The organism is Pseudomonas sp. UMAB-08 (genome assembly GCF_900095225.1).
In the GTDB taxonomy this organism is placed as follows: Bacteria; Pseudomonadota; Gammaproteobacteria; order Pseudomonadales; family Pseudomonadaceae; genus Aquipseudomonas.
This window is the reverse complement of sequence record NZ_LT607414.1, coordinates 526,614-541,523: the sequence shown is the minus strand read 5'-3', so window position 1 is coordinate 541,523 and position 14,910 is coordinate 526,614. Positions and strand designations below refer to the sequence as shown.

Annotated in this window: 14 protein-coding genes; 9 read left to right on the top strand and 5 right to left on the bottom strand. The window is 58.4% G+C overall.

Annotated features, from left to right (window positions below; genetic code table 11):
* Positions 1 to 151 precede the first annotated feature (151 nt).
* Entirely contained in the window at positions 152 to 1,741 is a 1,590-nt protein-coding gene (locus K0F75_RS02370; protein WP_219060149.1) for an ABC-F family ATPase, read from the bottom strand.
* Between the two features lie 581 nt (positions 1,742 to 2,322).
* Between K0F75_RS02370 and K0F75_RS02365 the strand changes: the two genes are divergently transcribed.
* The 8 genes from K0F75_RS02365 (at position 2,323) to K0F75_RS02330 (ending at position 8,886) form a co-directional block, all read left to right on the top strand.
* Complete coding sequence (locus K0F75_RS02365) at positions 2,323 to 3,174, top strand: transporter substrate-binding domain-containing protein (RefSeq protein ID WP_219060148.1); 852 nt, start codon at positions 2,323 to 2,325, stop codon at positions 3,172 to 3,174.
* A gap of 63 nt (positions 3,175 to 3,237) precedes the next feature.
* A complete protein-coding gene (locus K0F75_RS02360; protein WP_219060147.1) occupies positions 3,238 to 3,900 on the top strand; it encodes an amino acid ABC transporter permease in 663 nt (220 codons plus the stop codon).
* 9 nt (positions 3,901 to 3,909) lie between these two features.
* Entirely contained in the window at positions 3,910 to 4,572 is a 663-nt protein-coding gene (locus tag K0F75_RS02355) for an amino acid ABC transporter permease (protein ID WP_219060146.1), read from the top strand.
* Positions 4,569 to 5,360 (top strand): amino acid ABC transporter ATP-binding protein, encoded by a 792-nt coding sequence (locus K0F75_RS02350; protein WP_219060145.1) that lies wholly within the window; start codon positions 4,569 to 4,571, stop codon positions 5,358 to 5,360. Before K0F75_RS02355 ends, K0F75_RS02350 begins: the two co-directional genes overlap by 4 nt.
* A 79-nt stretch (positions 5,361 to 5,439) precedes the next feature.
* Positions 5,440 to 5,832 carry a RidA family protein gene (locus K0F75_RS02345; RefSeq protein WP_219060144.1) on the top strand — a complete coding sequence of 131 codons (393 nt, stop codon included), beginning with the start codon at positions 5,440 to 5,442 and terminating at the stop codon, positions 5,830 to 5,832.
* Between the two features lie 79 nt (positions 5,833 to 5,911).
* The gene (locus tag K0F75_RS02340; RefSeq protein WP_219060143.1) at positions 5,912 to 6,676 is read left to right on the top strand and encodes an IclR family transcriptional regulator; all 765 of its coding nucleotides are present in this window, start codon (positions 5,912 to 5,914) and stop codon (positions 6,674 to 6,676) included.
* A gap of 34 nt (positions 6,677 to 6,710) precedes the next feature.
* Positions 6,711 to 7,916: an amino acid deaminase gene (locus tag K0F75_RS02335; RefSeq protein WP_219060142.1), complete on the top strand. Its 1,206-nt coding sequence runs from the start codon at positions 6,711 to 6,713 to the stop codon at positions 7,914 to 7,916.
* A 22-nt stretch (positions 7,917 to 7,938) separates the two neighbouring features.
* Positions 7,939 to 8,886 (top strand): sugar kinase, encoded by a 948-nt coding sequence (locus tag K0F75_RS02330; RefSeq protein ID WP_219060141.1) that lies wholly within the window; start codon positions 7,939 to 7,941, stop codon positions 8,884 to 8,886.
* Between the two features lie 93 nt (positions 8,887 to 8,979).
* Here the strand turns inward: K0F75_RS02330 and K0F75_RS02325 are convergent, their stop codons facing one another.
* The gene (locus K0F75_RS02325; protein WP_219060140.1) at positions 8,980 to 9,255 is read right to left on the bottom strand and encodes a peptidylprolyl isomerase; all 276 of its coding nucleotides are present in this window, start codon (positions 9,253 to 9,255) and stop codon (positions 8,980 to 8,982) included.
* A 207-nt stretch (positions 9,256 to 9,462) separates the two neighbouring features.
* Here K0F75_RS02325 and K0F75_RS02320 point away from each other — a divergent pair, with 207 nt between their 5' ends.
* The gene (locus K0F75_RS02320; RefSeq protein ID WP_219060139.1) at positions 9,463 to 10,641 is read left to right on the top strand and encodes a PilT/PilU family type 4a pilus ATPase; all 1,179 of its coding nucleotides are present in this window, start codon (positions 9,463 to 9,465) and stop codon (positions 10,639 to 10,641) included.
* A 12-nt stretch (positions 10,642 to 10,653) separates the two neighbouring features.
* On the opposite strand, the gene K0F75_RS02315 is transcribed toward K0F75_RS02320, so the two are convergent.
* From K0F75_RS02315 to K0F75_RS02305, 3 genes are read right to left on the bottom strand one after another with little or no spacing between them, the layout of a single operon-like run.
* Positions 10,654 to 12,609, bottom strand: a complete 1,956-nt coding sequence (locus K0F75_RS02315) for an acetoacetate--CoA ligase (protein WP_219060138.1) — start codon at positions 12,607 to 12,609, stop codon at positions 10,654 to 10,656.
* A gap of 12 nt (positions 12,610 to 12,621) precedes the next feature.
* The gene (locus tag K0F75_RS02310; RefSeq protein ID WP_219060137.1) at positions 12,622 to 13,392 is read right to left on the bottom strand and encodes a 3-hydroxybutyrate dehydrogenase; all 771 of its coding nucleotides are present in this window, start codon (positions 13,390 to 13,392) and stop codon (positions 12,622 to 12,624) included.
* Between the two features lie 10 nt (positions 13,393 to 13,402).
* Positions 13,403 to 14,794, bottom strand: a complete 1,392-nt coding sequence (locus tag K0F75_RS02305; RefSeq protein ID WP_219060136.1) for a GntP family permease — start codon at positions 14,792 to 14,794, stop codon at positions 13,403 to 13,405.
* Positions 14,795 to 14,910 lie beyond the last annotated feature (116 nt).

Here is a 14,910-nt window from a genome sequence, read left to right as displayed (position 1 = left end):
CTGGCAGGCGGGTGGAGAACGCCATCATCGCCTGAGCAGGCGGTAAAAGGAAGCAGGCTAACGATTGTCTGATGCTCATGATGCTCATGATCCTCAGAACGAAAAAGCCCCGTCACATGGACAGGGCTTCTCTCACAGCGTTGACGCTAAATCAGAACACGACGCCTTGACTACGCAGGTAGTCATCGTAGGTGCCGCTGAAGTCGATAACACCGCTTGGGCTCAGCTCGATGATGCGCGTAGCCAGCGACGATACGAACTCACGGTCATGGCTGACGAAGATCAGCGTGCCGGGATAGTTTTCCAGGGCCAGGTTCAGCGCCTCGATGGATTCCATGTCCAAGTGGTTGGTCGGTTCGTCCATGATCAGTACGTTCGGCTTTTGCAGGATCAGCTTGCCGAACAGCATACGACCTTGTTCACCACCGGAAATCACTTTCACCGACTTGAGGATATCGTCGGCGGAGAACAGCATGCGGCCCAGTGTGCCGCGAACTACTTGCTCGCCACCTTGGGTCCAGCGGCCCATCCATTCAAACAGATTGGCCTCATCTTCGAAGTCAGACGCGTGATCCTGAGCGTAGTAGCCCAGCTCGGCAGCGTCGGTCCACTTGACCGTACCGGCATCGGGCGACAGCTCATTGACCAGCGTGCGCAGCAGGGTGGTTTTACCGATACCGTTCGGGCCGATGATTGCTACGCGCTCGCCGGCTTCAACGGTGAAGCTGAAGTCCTTGAACAGAGGCTTGCCATCGAAACCTTTAGCCATGCGCTCAACAATGACCGCCTGACGGTGCAGCTTTTTGTTCTGTTCGAAACGAATGAACGGGCTGACCCGGCTTGAAGGTTTGACCTCGGCCAGATGGATCTTGTCGATCTGCTTGGCGCGGGAGCTGGCCTGCTTGGATTTCGAGGCGTTGGCCGAGAAGCGGCTGACGAACGATTGCAGTTCGTTGATCTGAGCTTTCTTCTTGGCGTTGTCCGACAGCAATTGCTCGCGGGACTGGGTCGCCACGGTCATGTACTCGTCGTAGTTGCCCGGGAACAGACGCAGCTCGCCGTAATCAAGGTCGGCCATGTGCGTGCAGACACTGTTCAGGAAGTGCCTATCGTGGGAAATGATGATCATGAGGCTGCTGCGCTGGGTCAGAATGTTTTCCAGCCAGCGGATGGTGTTGATGTCCAGGTGGTTGGTCGGTTCGTCGAGCAACAGTACTTCTGGATTGGAGAACAATGCCTGCGCCAGCAACACGCGCAGTTTCCAGCCCGGCGACACTTCGCTCATCGGACCGTTGTGTTGTTCAATACCGATACCCAGGCCCAGCAGCAGCTCGCCGGCGCGGGATTCGGCGGTGTAGCCGTCCATTTCAGCGAACTCGGTTTCCAGTTCAGCCACGGCCATGCCGTCAGCTTCGGTCATTTCCGGCAGCGAGTAGATGCGGTCGCGCTCGGCCTTGACCTTCCACAGCTCTTCGTGACCCATGATCACGGTATCGATCACGGTGAATTCTTCGTAGGCGAACTGGTCCTGACGCAACTTGCCCAGACGCACGTTCGGCTCCAGCATCACCTGCCCACCCGAAGGCTCCAGATCATCGCCGAGGATCTTCATAAAGGTCGACTTGCCGCAACCGTTGGCACCGATAAGGCCATAACGGTTACCGCCAGCAAACTTGACCGAGACATTCTCGAACAAGGGTTTGGCGCCGAATTGCATGGTGATGTTAGCTGTGGAGATCAAAAGTGTGTCCTGCAGGTTGCAAAGGCATAGAGGCTCGAAGGCCCGGCACAATGGCGTTGGGCAACCGCCCAAAACAGCCAGAAAGCGCACGGGCTAAAGAAGGTTGAGCGCAGAAGGCGCAACCCAAAATCAGTCAGTGCGGCTTTAAAGGGGCGCAATAGTAACACTTGGCGCGGGGAAGGGCAGCCGGAGAGTGCTGAGCGGAGTGTCGGGAAGCGGTAAAGCCCCTGCAATAGCAGGCGCGCAGGTCGAATTGCAGGTATTTGCAGACATACCTGAGCAGTTGGCTTTGCGACTTGCCCGGCGTTTGAACGGTCCCGCGAATAAATGCGCACCCTTCTGAAACATCCCCGCTCTCCATTGGGGCCTTGTTACCCACCCTCGTGGCGAACGGTAGCGGGCGCTTGTTTCAGGCTGTTGCTTCTGAAAAACATTCCCTTTGCGCCACCTCGTTGATCCAGAACACTTTTCTTCGTGCTTATTTTCCTGCTGTTCTCTGTGGCACACTTTCTGCTGTCTATTCCGTTGTTACATACACCATTCCGCTATAGCGGAATTAACATCACGGCGGAGTTCATGTCATGCATAGCGGACCTTCCTTTTTTAAAGCGTGTGCGTTTGTTCTTGCGGCCACGGCCACGTTGATTAACCCGGTGCAGGCGGCAGACGCCAGCAAGCTCGACAGCGTGTTGAAACGTGGCCATCTGGTTGTGGGTACAGGCAGCACCAATGCGCCTTGGCATTTCCAGGGTGCGGACGGGAAGTTGCAGGGTTTTGATATTGATATCGCACGGATGGTGGCCAAGGGCTTGTTCAATGACCCGAGCAAGGTCGAGTTCGTGGTGCAGTCGTCCGATGCGCGGATTCCCAACCTGCTGACCGACAAGGTCGACATGAGCTGCCAGTTCATCACGGTCACCGCCAGTCGTGCTCAACAAGTGGCGTTCACCCTGCCGTACTACCGTGAAGGCGTGGGGCTGTTGCTGCCGGCCAACAGCAAGTACAAGGAAATCGATGATTTGAAAGCTGCGGGTGACGGTGTGACCGTGGCCGTGTTGCAGAACGTGTATGCCGAGGAACTGGTGCATCAGGCATTGCCAAAAGCCAAAGTCGATCAGTACGACAGCGTGGATCTGATGTACCAGGCAATCAACTCGGGTCGTGCCGATACCGCTGCCACCGATCAGTCCTCGGTGAAATACCTGATCGTGCAGAACCCGGGGCGTTATCGCACCCCGGCCTTCGCCTGGAGTCCGCAGACCTACGCCTGTGCTGTTAAACGTGGCGATCAGGACTGGCTGAACTTCGTCAATACCGTGCTCCATGAGGCGATGACTGGCGTCGAGTTCCCGACCTATGCCGCATCGTTCAAGCAATGGTTCGGTGTGGACTTGCCAACCCCGGCAATCGGCTTCCCGATGGAATTCAAGTAACACGTCTCTGAAACTGATGGGTAGGGCGGGCTGTTGTGCCGCCCGATCCAGGTACTGCTGACCATGAACTATCAGTTGAATTTTGCAGCGGTCTGGCGTGATTTTCCGAACTTGCTGGCAGGACTGGGGTTGGGCCTGGAGTTGGCGCTGGTCTCGATTGCGATTGGCTGTGTGATCGGCCTGATGGCGGCGTTCGCGCTGCTGTCGAAACACCGTGCGCTGCGGGTTATTGCCTCGGTGTACGTGACCGTAATCCGCAATACGCCGATTCTGGTGCTGATCCTGTTGATCTACTTTGCGCTGCCGAGTGTGGGCATCCGCATGGACAAACTGGCCTCGTTCATCGTGACCCTGTCGCTATACGCCGGGGCCTACCTGACCGAAGTGTTCCGTGCCGGGTTGCTGAGTATTCACAAGGGACTGCGCGAGGCTGGATTGGCCATAGGCCTGGGCGAGTGGCAGGTCCGCGCGTACATCATCGTGCCGGTGATGATTCGCAATGTGTTGCCGGCGCTGTCCAACAACTTCATCTCGCTGTTCAAGGACACCTCGCTGGCGGCGGCGATTGCCGTGCCGGAACTGACGTATTACGCCCGCAAGATCAATGTCGAAAGCTACCGGGTGATCGAAACCTGGATGGTCACCACGGCGCTGTATGTCGCGGCCTGTTACCTCATTGCCATGCTCCTGCGCTACCTCGAACAGCGCTTGGCTATCCGTCGCTAGGAGTTTGATATGTACGAATCCCATAGCTGGCTGCAAGAATTATGGATTGCCCGCGAAACGTTGTGGTTGGGGTTTTTGACCAGTATTGAGTGCTCCGCACTGGCGATTATCTGCGGGACCCTGATCGGCATGCTGGCAGGCTTGGTGTTGACCTACGGCAAACTCTGGGGCCGCCTGCCATTCCGGGTCTATGTCGACCTGATTCGCGGCACGCCGGTGTTTGTGCTGGTGTTGGCGTGTTTTTATATGGCCCCGGCGCTGGGCTGGCAGATCAGCGCATTTCAAGCCGGTGCCCTGGGGCTGACGCTGTTTTGCGGCTCCCACGTGGCAGAAATTGTGCGCGGCGCCTTGCAAGCCATTCCGCATGGCCAGCTTGAAGCGGGCAAGGCCATCGGGCTGACGTTCAGGCAGTCGTTGGGCTACGTATTGTTGCCTCAAGCGTTGCGGCAGATTCTGCCGACCTGGGTCAATTCCTCCACCGAGATCGTCAAAGCCTCGACGCTGCTGTCGGTCATCGGCGTGGCCGAATTGCTGCTCAGTACGCAACAGGTGATCGCCCGGACCTTCATGACCCTGGAGTTCTATCTGTTCGCCGGGTTTCTGTTCTTCATCATCAACTACGCCATCGAGCTTCTTGGACGGCAAATCGAAAAACGGGTGGCCTTGCCATGACACAGACTCAAACGGCTACTGCCGCCCCGGCTTTGCTGAGCATCGAAGGGCTGCACAAATCCTACGGCGCTGTTGAGGTGCTCAAGGGCGTCGATCTAAGCATGCAGCGCGGCAACGTCGTGACCTTGATCGGTTCCAGTGGTTCGGGAAAAACCACGTTGCTGCGTTGCGTCAATCTGCTGGAAGAGTTTCAGGGCGGGCATATCCGTCTTGATGGTCAGGACATTGGTTACAGCGATATCAATGGCAAGCGTGTTCGTCACCCGGAAAAAGTCATCGCACAGCACCGGGCCATGACCGGCATGGCGTTTCAGCAGTTCAACCTGTTTCCGCACTTGAGTGCCCTGCAAAACGTCACCTTGGGCTTGTTGAAAGTGAAAAAGCTGCCCAAGGATCAGGCCGTGGCACTGGCAGAGAAATGGCTGGAGCGCGTCGGTCTGCTCGACCGGCGCAATCACTTTCCGGGGCAGTTGTCCGGCGGTCAGCAACAGCGTGTGGCGATTGCCCGTGCCATTGCCATGAACCCGAGCCTGATGTTGTTTGACGAAGTGACCTCCGCGCTGGACCCAGAACTGGTGGGTGAAGTGCTGAGTGTGATCAAGGGCCTGGCCGAAGAAGGCATGACCATGCTGCTGGTCACCCATGAAATGCGTTTTGCTTACGAGGTGTCCGACCAGATCGTTTTCATGAATCAGGGCCGCATCGAAGAGCAGGGGCCACCCAAGGAACTGTTCGAACGGCCGAAGTCGGCGCGTTTGGGAGAATTCCTGAAAAGCATCCGGTTCTGATGACCGGAGGCCGTTATCCCGTAAGGCGATGACATCTATCCATGTACATCCACTTTTTTAGAAACAACAGGAGATACCCATGAGCATTACTCGTATTGGCACTGGTGCAGTTGGCGCGGGTGGCCAACCTCTGCCTTTCGCCCGCGCAGTCGAAGCCGATGGCTGGCTGCATGTGTCCGGTCAGGTGGCGATGGAAAATGGCGAGATCATCAGCGGTGGGATTGTCGAGCAAACCCACAAAACCATGCAGAACCTGATCGCCATCCTCACCGAGGCCGGTTATGGCCTGGAAGATGTCGTGCGCGCAGGCGTTTGGCTGGAGGATCCGCGGGACTTCTGGAGCTTTAACAAGGTGTTCGCCGAATACTTCGTCAGCCAGCACGCCCCGGCCCGGGCCTGTGTGCAGGCCAACATGATGGTCGACTGCAAGGTCGAGATTGATTGCATCGCTTATAAGAAACCCACGGCCTGAGTGGTCTCCACGCGATCATTCCCGCTCGGCGCATGGGAATGATTAAACTGCTCAGCACATTTCAAGGGGTAGCGTGAACATGACCGAAGACACGATCAAACGCCGGGCCAGAGGGCTGGATCGGGCGTTTGATATCCTGGATTTTCTCAAGGAAAAAGGCACGCCGCTGCGCCCTAATGAAATCGCCAGCGGCATCGGCAGCCCGAAATCGACAGTCTACGAGTTGGTCAGCTCGCTGCTGGAACGGCGGATTCTGGAAACAGTCGGCAAAGAAGGGCATGTCTATCTGGGCCGACAACTGTATTTTCTGGGGCAGGCCCACCTGCGGCACTTCGACTTCACCCGTGAGGCTGAGGTGTCCTTGGCCGAGATCGTCAGTCAGACCCATGAAACCGCGCAAATGTGCCTGCTCAACGGGCGCAAATATACGGTGGCACTGATGAAGGAAGGTCAGCGCCATTTTCGGATTTCTTCCGACATTGGCGAGAATGCACCGATCCCGTGGACTGCCTCCGGGCGCTTGCTGCTCAGCCATTTGAGCGATCAGCAGATCATCGACTTGATCGATCCCGAGGACTACATCCTGCCGGACGGCGAGCGCCTGCCGCTGGACACGTTTCTGCGGGAAATCCGCAAGGCTGGCGAAGAGGGCTTCTTTTCCTTCGACAGTGTGGCCGACACCTTTACCCATTGTTTCGCGGCACCGGTCAAGGACGAGCGCGGTATCTGCGTCGCCACCCTGTGCATCGTCGCGCCGCGTGCCGACGCCAAGAACAATTACAGCGACTATCGCCGGGTGCTGATCGACAGTGCCAACGGCCTTGCGCGCAGAGTCAACGAATAGTGCGGCAAGAACCGCGCTGATCAGGAGAACAGCCATGAGCACTGCAGCAGTAGAAAAGGGCGCCGCCGCGCCGGGCGATAGTCTGGTTCGAGACGTCAGTTTGCCCGCGCTGGTGATCCACCGCCAGGCGCTGGAACACAACATTCGCTGGATGCAGACCTTTGTCAGCAACAGCGGCGCTGAGCTGGCGCCCCATGGCAAGACCAGCATGGTACCGGCACTGTTTCGCCGCCAGCTCGAAGAAGGCGCGTGGGGCATCACCTTGGCGACCGCAGTGCAGACCCGCGCCGCTTACGCCCATGGTGTGCGTCGGGTGTTGATGGCCAATCAGCTGGTCGGCACGCCCAACATGGCGCTGATTGCCGACTTGCTCGATGACTCGATGTTCGAGTTCTACTGCATGGTCGATCACCCGGATAACGTGGCAGCGTTGGGCGAGTATTTCGGCGGCCGGGGTCTGCGCCTGAACGTGATGATCGAGTACGGTGTGCCGGGTGGTCGTTGCGGCTGCCGCACCGAGCAGCAAGTGCTCGCCCTGGCTGATGCCATTGCTGCACAACCAGCGCTGGCCTTGACCGGTATTGAAGGCTACGAAGGCGTGATCCATGGCGATCAGGCCGTGGTCGATATCAAAGCGTTCGCCGCCTCGTTGGTGCGTCTGGCCGTCGAACTCCAGGACAAGGGTGCTTTTGCACTGGGTCGGCCGATTGTCACGGCGTCCGGCTCAGCCTGGTATGACTTGATCGCCGAAGCTTTCGATGCTCAGGCCGTGCGCGAGCGCTTTCTCAGCGTGCTGCGCCCCGGCAGTTACGTTGTGCACGACCACGGCATCTATAAAGACGCGCAATGCTGCGTGCTCGACCGTCGCAGCGAGTTGAGCGAAGGCCTGCGGCCGGCGCTGGAAGTCTGGGCGCACGTGCAGTCGCTGCCAGAGCCCGGTTTTGCGGTGATCGCCATGGGTAAGCGCGACGTTGCCTACGATGCCGGATTGCCCAACCCATTGCTGCGTTACAAAGCGGGCGCGTTGTCTGCGCAAGGTGATGATGTCAGTGCCTGCAAGGTCACCGCAGTGATGGATCAGCACGCATTCATGACCGTCGCCCCAGGCTGTGAGCTGCACATTGGCGACATCATCGCTTTTGGCACGTCCCATCCTTGTCTGACATTCGACAAGTGGCGTTCGGTCTGTCTGGTGGACGAGAACCTGCTGGTCATTGAAACCATGAGTACCTGTTTCTAAACCGAGGAGCCCCCCAAACCTGATGAGCGAATTGATCAGTCACCATCATCCGCGTGTCGCCTTGATCGGCGAATGCATGATCGAACTGCAACAGCACGCAAATGGCAGCCTGCAGCAGAGTTTCGGTGGCGATACCCTGAATACGGCGGTGTACCTGGCGCGCATGCTCGGCGGCGCCGGGCAGGTGGACTACGTCACGGCGCTGGGCGATGACAGCTTCAGCGATGCAATGTGCAAAGACTGGGCGCAAGAGCGGATCGGCCTGAGCAAGGTCCAGCGCTTGCCGGGGCGCCTGCCGGGTCTGTACTGCATTCAGACCGATGCCCATGGTGAACGACGTTTTCTGTATTGGCGCAATGAAGCGGCGGTGCGCGATTGCTTCACCACCCCGGCGGCGGCGCCGATTCTGGCGGCGCTGCCTGATTACGACGTGTTGTATTTCAGTGGCATCACCTTGGCGGTGTTGGGCGAGCAGGGCCGTGCGCGTTTGTTGTCGGTACTGGTCGAGGCGCGCGCGCGCGGGGCCAGGGTCGCCTTCGACAACAATTACCGGCCGCGCCTCTGGGACAGCGTCGAACAGGCTCGCACTGCTTATTTGATGTGTTTGCCGCAGGTTGATCTGGCGCTGTTGACCGAGGATGACGAGCGGGCGTTGTTTGGTTACGCGGACACCGAGCAGTTATTGGCAGCGTACCGGCAGATGGGCGTCAGCGAAGTGGTAGTCAAACGCGGTGCGGAGAGTTGCCTCGTCGAGACCCAAGGCGAGCGCTTCGACATTCCTGCACGCCCGGTAACGCGGGTGATCGACACCACGGCGGCAGGGGATTCATTCAGCGCCGCCTACCTGGCTCAACGCCTCAAAGGTGCAAGCCCACGGGAAGCGGCTGAAGCGGGGCACCGATTGGCGAGTCTGGTGATTCAGCATCCAGGAGCACTGATTCCCAAAAGTGTGATGCCGGTGTTTGAGTAGCCGCGGTGTAATGCCATTCGCGAATGAGTTCGTTCTCACAGAAAATCGAAAGCTCCTGTGGAAGCGAAAGCGTCGGCTCAGGCGCAGCCCTGCTCAATCTCGATAAAACACCTGGACCAGGTGATAACCGAATTTGCTTTTTACCGGCCCATGCACGACGCGTAGCGGCTTTTTGAAGATGATCTGATCGATGATGCCGACCATTTGTCCTGGGCGAACTTCACCCAGGTCGCCGCCGCGCTTGCCAGAGGGGCAGGTCGAATATTTTTTGGCCAACACGTCGAACGCTTCGCCTTTGGCAATACGCTGCTTGAGTTGTTCGGCTTCTTCGGCGGTTTTCACCAGAATATGGCGGGCGAGAGCTTTCATGTCGCAGGGCAGTCCTGGAAAAATCGGTGGCTATTATGCCTGTCCTTGGCGCCAATTGATCATTTCCTCAGACTTGTCCGCCAGAACACCCATATCGATTTGCGCCGGAAGCGTTATCAATTCAAGCTAGGGTCCATCAGACAGGTACACAAGCTGCCTCAACTCCCTGCAAGCTTTCATTTACCCTATTTCGTGCGGATGCTGCTCATGGATTTCCCGGCACTGTTGAAAATTCTGGCCAGCCAGGACGGATCGGACCTTTACCTGTCGACCGGCGCACCTCCCTGCGCCAAATTCAATGGCGTGCTCAGACCCCTGAGCACCGAAGCCTTGAAGGGTGGAGAGGTAGCGATAGTCGCCGCCAGCATCATGGACTCGGAGCAAAAGATTGAGTTCGAACGTGAGCTGGAAATGAACCTGGCGGTGTCGCTGGCCGGGATCGGACGTTTTCGGATCAACATTTTCAAGCAGCGCAACGAAGTCTCGCTCGTGGCGCGTAACATCAAGCTGGATATTCCCCGCTTCGAAGATTTGCACCTGCCGCCGATCCTCCTCGATGTCGTGATGGAAAAGCACGGTCTGGTCCTGTTCGTCGGTGCCACGGGTTCGGGTAAGTCCACGTCGCTGGCGGCTTTGATTGACTACCGTAATCGCAATAGCAGTGGCCACATCATCACGATTGAAGACCCGGTGGAATATATCCATCGGCACAAAAAGTCGATCATCAATCAGCGTGAAGTGGGAGTGGATACACGCAGTTTTCACGCAGCGTTGAAGAACACCTTGCGTCAGGCGCCGGATGTGATTCTGATCGGTGAAATCCGTGACCGCGAAACCATGGAACATGCCCTGGCCTTTGCCGACACCGGTCACTTGGCTATTTCGACCTTGCACGCCAACAACGCCAACCAGGCGCTGGACCGGATCATCAACTTCTTCCCGGAAGAGCGTCGCCAGCAGCTGTTGCATGATTTGGGTAACAACCTCAAAGCATTCGTTTCCCAGCGGCTGGTCAAAACCCTGGATGGCAAGCGACGGGCCGCTGTCGAAGTGATGCTGGGCACGCCGACCATTCGCGACTTCATCCAGCGCAATGAGCTGGGCGAGCTCAAAGGCATCATGGAAAAGTCGATCAACCTTGGCATGCAAACGTTCGACAGCGCGTTGTTCGATCTGGTGATTGAGGGCGTCATCAGTGAAGAGGAAGCCCTGACGAATGCCGACTCCATGAATAACGTGCGTCTGCGCCTCAAACTGCACCGCGAAAATGGCCCTCCGACGCAGATAACCTCAGCCCCGGCGGCGCCCGAACCGGCCGCCGAAGTGGATGTTGCAAACTGGGGGTTGGTGGATGAAAGGGACGACGGTGGTCCGCGTCGTGGCTGATCGACTGGCGAGCTAGCTGTTTAGCTCGTCTCGATTCCGAAACTGCTCCAGCGCGTGTGGATTGGCCAGCGCATCGGTATTCTTCACCGGCTGGCCATGTACCACATTGCGCACCGCCAGCTCGACGATCTTGCCGCTGATGGTGCGAGGGATGTCAGTGACAGCGACAATTTTCGCGGGGACATGACGTGGGGTGGTGTTAGCGCGGATCACCTGGCGGATCTCCTGCTCCAGCTCTGGCGTCAAGTGCAGCCCGTCCTGCAGGCGGACGAACAGCACCACCCGCACATCGTCTTTCCAGCGCTGGCCAATAGCGATGCTCTCCAGCACCTGCTCGACTTTTTCCACCTGGCGGTAAATTTCTGCGGTGCCTATGCGCACGCCGCCGGGGTTGAGCACGGCGTCCGAACGCCCGTGAATGATCATGCTTCCACGCTCGGTTTCTTCGGCATAGTCGCCATGCGCCCAGACGCCGGGGAACTGGGTGAAATAGGTCGCCAAGAGTTTTTCGTGCTGTGGGTCGTTCCAGAAACCGATGGGGATCGCCGGAAAATGCCGGGTGCAGACCAGTTCACCTTTCTCGCCAATCACCCGTTGTCCATCGTCATTCCAGACCTCTACCGCCATGCCCAGGCTTTTGCACTGCATTTCGCCACGATACACGGGCAATACCGGGTTACCGATGACGAAGCAGGACACGATGTCGGTGCCGCCGGAAATCGACGACAGACACAGGTCTTCTTTGATTTCGCGGTAAACGTAATCGTAACTGCTCGCCGCCAGCGGTGAGCCCGTGGACAGCAGGGTTTTGAGTCGCGTCAGGCGATGGGTTAAACGGGGCTGGATCGCGTGCCTTTCCAGTTCCGCGAGGTATTTGGCACTGGTGCCGAATACGCTGATGTTTTCATCGTCTATCAAGTCCATCAGCCGCTGCGGACCAGGGTAAAACGGCGAGCCGTCGTAAAGGACGACCGTCGCCCCCAACGCCAGGCCAGAGACCAGCCAGTTCCACATCATCCAGCCGCAGGTGGTGTAGTAGAACAGGCAATCGTCACGTCCCAGATCGGCGTGCAGGCCTTGTTCTTTGACGTGCTGCAACAGCACGCCGCCCGCGCTGTGGATGATGCATTTGGGCACGCCGGTGGTGCCGCTCGAATAAAGAATATACAGCGGGTGGGCAAAAGGCACCGCAACGAAGTAGGGCTCGCCACCGATGGAGTAGAAGTCATTCCATAGCGCCACGTTGGCCGGTGTCTGGAAATCCTCCACTCGGGCTTCCGGGAGAGCGTAGGGCACGATGATCAGTTGTTGCAGAGAGGGCAGTCTTTCGAGAATCTCATTGACCTTGGCGGTCTGGTCAATGGACTTGCCAGCGTAGTGATAGCCCGCACAGGTGAGCAGGACTTTCGGTTCGATCTGACCGAAGCGATCGATTACGCCCTGGGTGCCGAAGTCTGGAGATGAACAGGACCAGATCGCCCCAAGACTGGTGGTGGCGAGCATGGCAACCAATGTCTGCCAGGTATTGGGCATACAGGCCGCCACGCGGTCGCCCACACCAACACCCACAGCCCGCAAGCTCTGTTGCAAGCCAGCGACATGCGCGGCCAGTTCGGCGTAGGTCAACTGCATCCGCTGGCCATCTTCACTCACGGAGATCACTGCGGGGTAATCGTCGCGACGGCGCAGCAAGTGTTCGGCGAAATTCAGCGTTGCGCCCGGAAACCACTGGGCGCTGGGCATCCGCGGGCCTTCGATAAGCACAGCGCTGGGCGACGCGTGGAATTCAATGCCGAACACATCGACAATCGCCTGCCAAAAATTTTCGCGCTGGTCGATACTCCACGGGTGCAGTGCCGAGTAATCATGCAGCTCAAGGCCGTGGCGCTGATTGATGAAACGCCGAAAGGCGTCCATGCGCGTGGCACCCATTCGCTGCGCGCTCGGGGTCCAAAGTGCTTCAGTCATGGTCCGCTCCGTTTACTGCGCCAACCAGCCGCCATCGATGTTCCACGCGGCACCACGCACCTGGCTCCCGGCCGCACTGCAGAGGAACAGCACCAGTTCGCCCAATTGCGGCGGCGTGACGAACTCCAGCGAAGGCTGTTTCTCCGCCAGCAAATCATGTTTGGCTTTTTCCAGGTCGCCATCAACGGCGCCGCGGGCGTCGATTTGTTGCTGCACCAGCGGCGTCAGAACCCAGCCGGGGCAAATCGCGTTGCAGGTGATATGGCTGGCAGCGGTTTCCAGCCCGACCACTTTGGTCAAGCCGATCACCCCATGCTTGGCGGCGACATAGGCTGCCTTGCCGGTTGAGCCCACCAAGCCATGCACTGACGCGATGTTGACGATACGCCCCCATCCCTTGGTGCGCATTCCCGGCAGGCACAGGCGGGTGCTGTGGAACACGGATGACAGGTTGATCGCGATGATCGAGTCCCAGCGCTCCACCGGGAACTCTTCCACCGGGGCCACATACTGGATACCCGCGTTGTTGATCAGAATATCGACGCCACCGAACTCGCGCTCGGCGTAGGCGATCATGTCGGCGATCTGTGCGGGGTCACTGACATCCGCTGGATGGTGGCCGACCTTGCCGCCAAACTGTCTGACCTCGGCCAGTACGGTTGTGGCATCGCCGAAGCCGTTGAGTATCAGGTTGGCGCCCGCTTTGGCCAGGCTCAGGGCGATGCCCAGGCCGATGCCGCTGGTGGAGCCGGTGACCAGTGCGGTTTTTCCTTGAAGACTCATGTGCAATTCCTCAAACGATGCCGGTGGCGTAGAAAGTGCCGATCACAACGAAGACCGCCAATGTTTTGATAATCGTGATGCTGAATATGTCTCGATAGGCCTCGCGGTGGGTCAGGCCGGTGACCGCCAGCAAGGTAATCACTGCGCCGTTGTGCGGCAGGGTGTCCATGCCGCCGCTGGCCATGGAGGCCACGCGGTGCAGCACTTCCAGCGGGATGTTGGCCGCGTGGGCCGCTGCGATAAAGCTGTCGGACATGGCCGCTAATGCGATGCTCATGCCACCCGATGCCGAACCGGTGATGCCCGCCAGTAACGTCACGGTGATGGCTTCATTGACCAACGGGTTGGGAATGCTTTTCAGCCAATCGGCGAGTACCAGGAACCCGGGCAGGGAGGCAATCACCGCACCAAAGCCGTATTCCGACGCCGTGTTCATCGCAGCGAGCAGTGCACCGCTGACGGCACTTCTGCTGCCTTCGGCCAGCTTGCCGCGAATGGCGTTAAAGCCGAACGCCAACACCGCCAGAATGCCGATCAGCAGGGCCGCTTCAACTGCCCAGATCGCGGTCAGTTTGGCGATTTCGGTTTGCACCGGTGTCGCCATGCCTGGCAGGCTGAGGGTGTGGGTCTTGCCATACCACTGTGGGATCCAGCGGGTAAACAGCAGGTTCATGATGCCTACCAGCAAGAGTGGCGACAGCGCGATCCATGGGTTGGGCAGTTTGATGTTCTCGGCGGTTTCCGGCTCGTTGCGCAGTTCGGTGCCGTAGCCTTCGCCAGCGCGCTGAGCCTTGTTACGTTGGCGCTGCAAATACAGCATGCCGGTGCAGAACACGAACAGCGTGCCGACCAATCCCAGCCACGGTGCAGCCCAGGCGGTGGTATTGAAGAAGGTCGTGGGGATGATGTTCTGGATCTGTGGGGTGCCGGGCAGGGCGTCCATGGTGAAGGAAAACGCACCCAGGGCGATGGTGGCTGGAATCAAGCGTTTGGGAATGTCGCTCTGGCGGAACATCTCGGCAGCAAACGGATACACCGCGAACACCACCACGAACAGGGAAACACCGCCGTAGGTGAGCAGGGCGCAGACCAGTACGATCACCAACATGGCCTGTCGTGTGCCCAGCAACCGGATGGCTGCGGCGACGATGGAGCGGGAGAATCCCGACAGCTCAATCAACTTGCCGAACACGGCGCCGAGCAGAAAGACGGGGAAGTAGAGTTTGACGAAGCCGACCATTTTTTCCATGAACACCCCGCTAAACGCAGGGGCTACGGCCGAAGGATCGGTCAACAACACCGCGCCAAGGGCGGCAATGGGGGCGAAGAGGATAACGCTATAGCCACGGTATGCAGCGAGCATCAACAGCCCGAGGGCCGCTAAGGCGATGATTACACTCATTGAGTGTCTCCTGTTGTTATTGTTTTTTTGGCTGCGGTTGAACCGCGCTGCATGAGGTATAGCTAGTTTCGTGCCATTACGCTAAGTGTATGAATTTATTGGTTATTTATTTTTTC

Excerpts from the sequence above, each read along its gene's own strand:
- K0F75_RS02365 (WP_219060148.1), top strand. The coding sequence starts at position 2,323 with ATGCATAGCGGACCTTCCTTTTTTAAAGCGTGTGCGTTTGTTCTTGCG.
- K0F75_RS02360 (WP_219060147.1), top strand. The coding sequence starts at position 3,238 with ATGAACTATCAGTTGAATTTTGCAGCGGTCTGGCGTGATTTTCCGAAC.
- K0F75_RS02355 (WP_219060146.1), top strand. The coding sequence starts at position 3,910 with ATGTACGAATCCCATAGCTGGCTGCAAGAATTATGGATTGCCCGCGAA.
- K0F75_RS02350 (WP_219060145.1), top strand. The coding sequence starts at position 4,569 with ATGACACAGACTCAAACGGCTACTGCCGCCCCGGCTTTGCTGAGCATC.
- K0F75_RS02345 (WP_219060144.1), top strand. The coding sequence starts at position 5,440 with ATGAGCATTACTCGTATTGGCACTGGTGCAGTTGGCGCGGGTGGCCAA.
- K0F75_RS02340 (WP_219060143.1), top strand. The coding sequence starts at position 5,912 with ATGACCGAAGACACGATCAAACGCCGGGCCAGAGGGCTGGATCGGGCG.
- K0F75_RS02335 (WP_219060142.1), top strand. The coding sequence starts at position 6,711 with ATGAGCACTGCAGCAGTAGAAAAGGGCGCCGCCGCGCCGGGCGATAGT.
- K0F75_RS02330 (WP_219060141.1), top strand. The coding sequence starts at position 7,939 with ATGAGCGAATTGATCAGTCACCATCATCCGCGTGTCGCCTTGATCGGC.
- K0F75_RS02325 (WP_219060140.1), bottom strand. The coding sequence starts at position 9,255 with ATGAAAGCTCTCGCCCGCCATATTCTGGTGAAAACCGCCGAAGAAGCC.
- K0F75_RS02320 (WP_219060139.1), top strand. The coding sequence starts at position 9,463 with ATGGATTTCCCGGCACTGTTGAAAATTCTGGCCAGCCAGGACGGATCG.
- K0F75_RS02315 (WP_219060138.1), bottom strand. The coding sequence starts at position 12,609 with ATGACTGAAGCACTTTGGACCCCGAGCGCGCAGCGAATGGGTGCCACG.
- K0F75_RS02310 (WP_219060137.1), bottom strand. The coding sequence starts at position 13,392 with ATGAGTCTTCAAGGAAAAACCGCACTGGTCACCGGCTCCACCAGCGGC.
- K0F75_RS02305 (WP_219060136.1), bottom strand. The coding sequence starts at position 14,794 with ATGAGTGTAATCATCGCCTTAGCGGCCCTCGGGCTGTTGATGCTCGCT.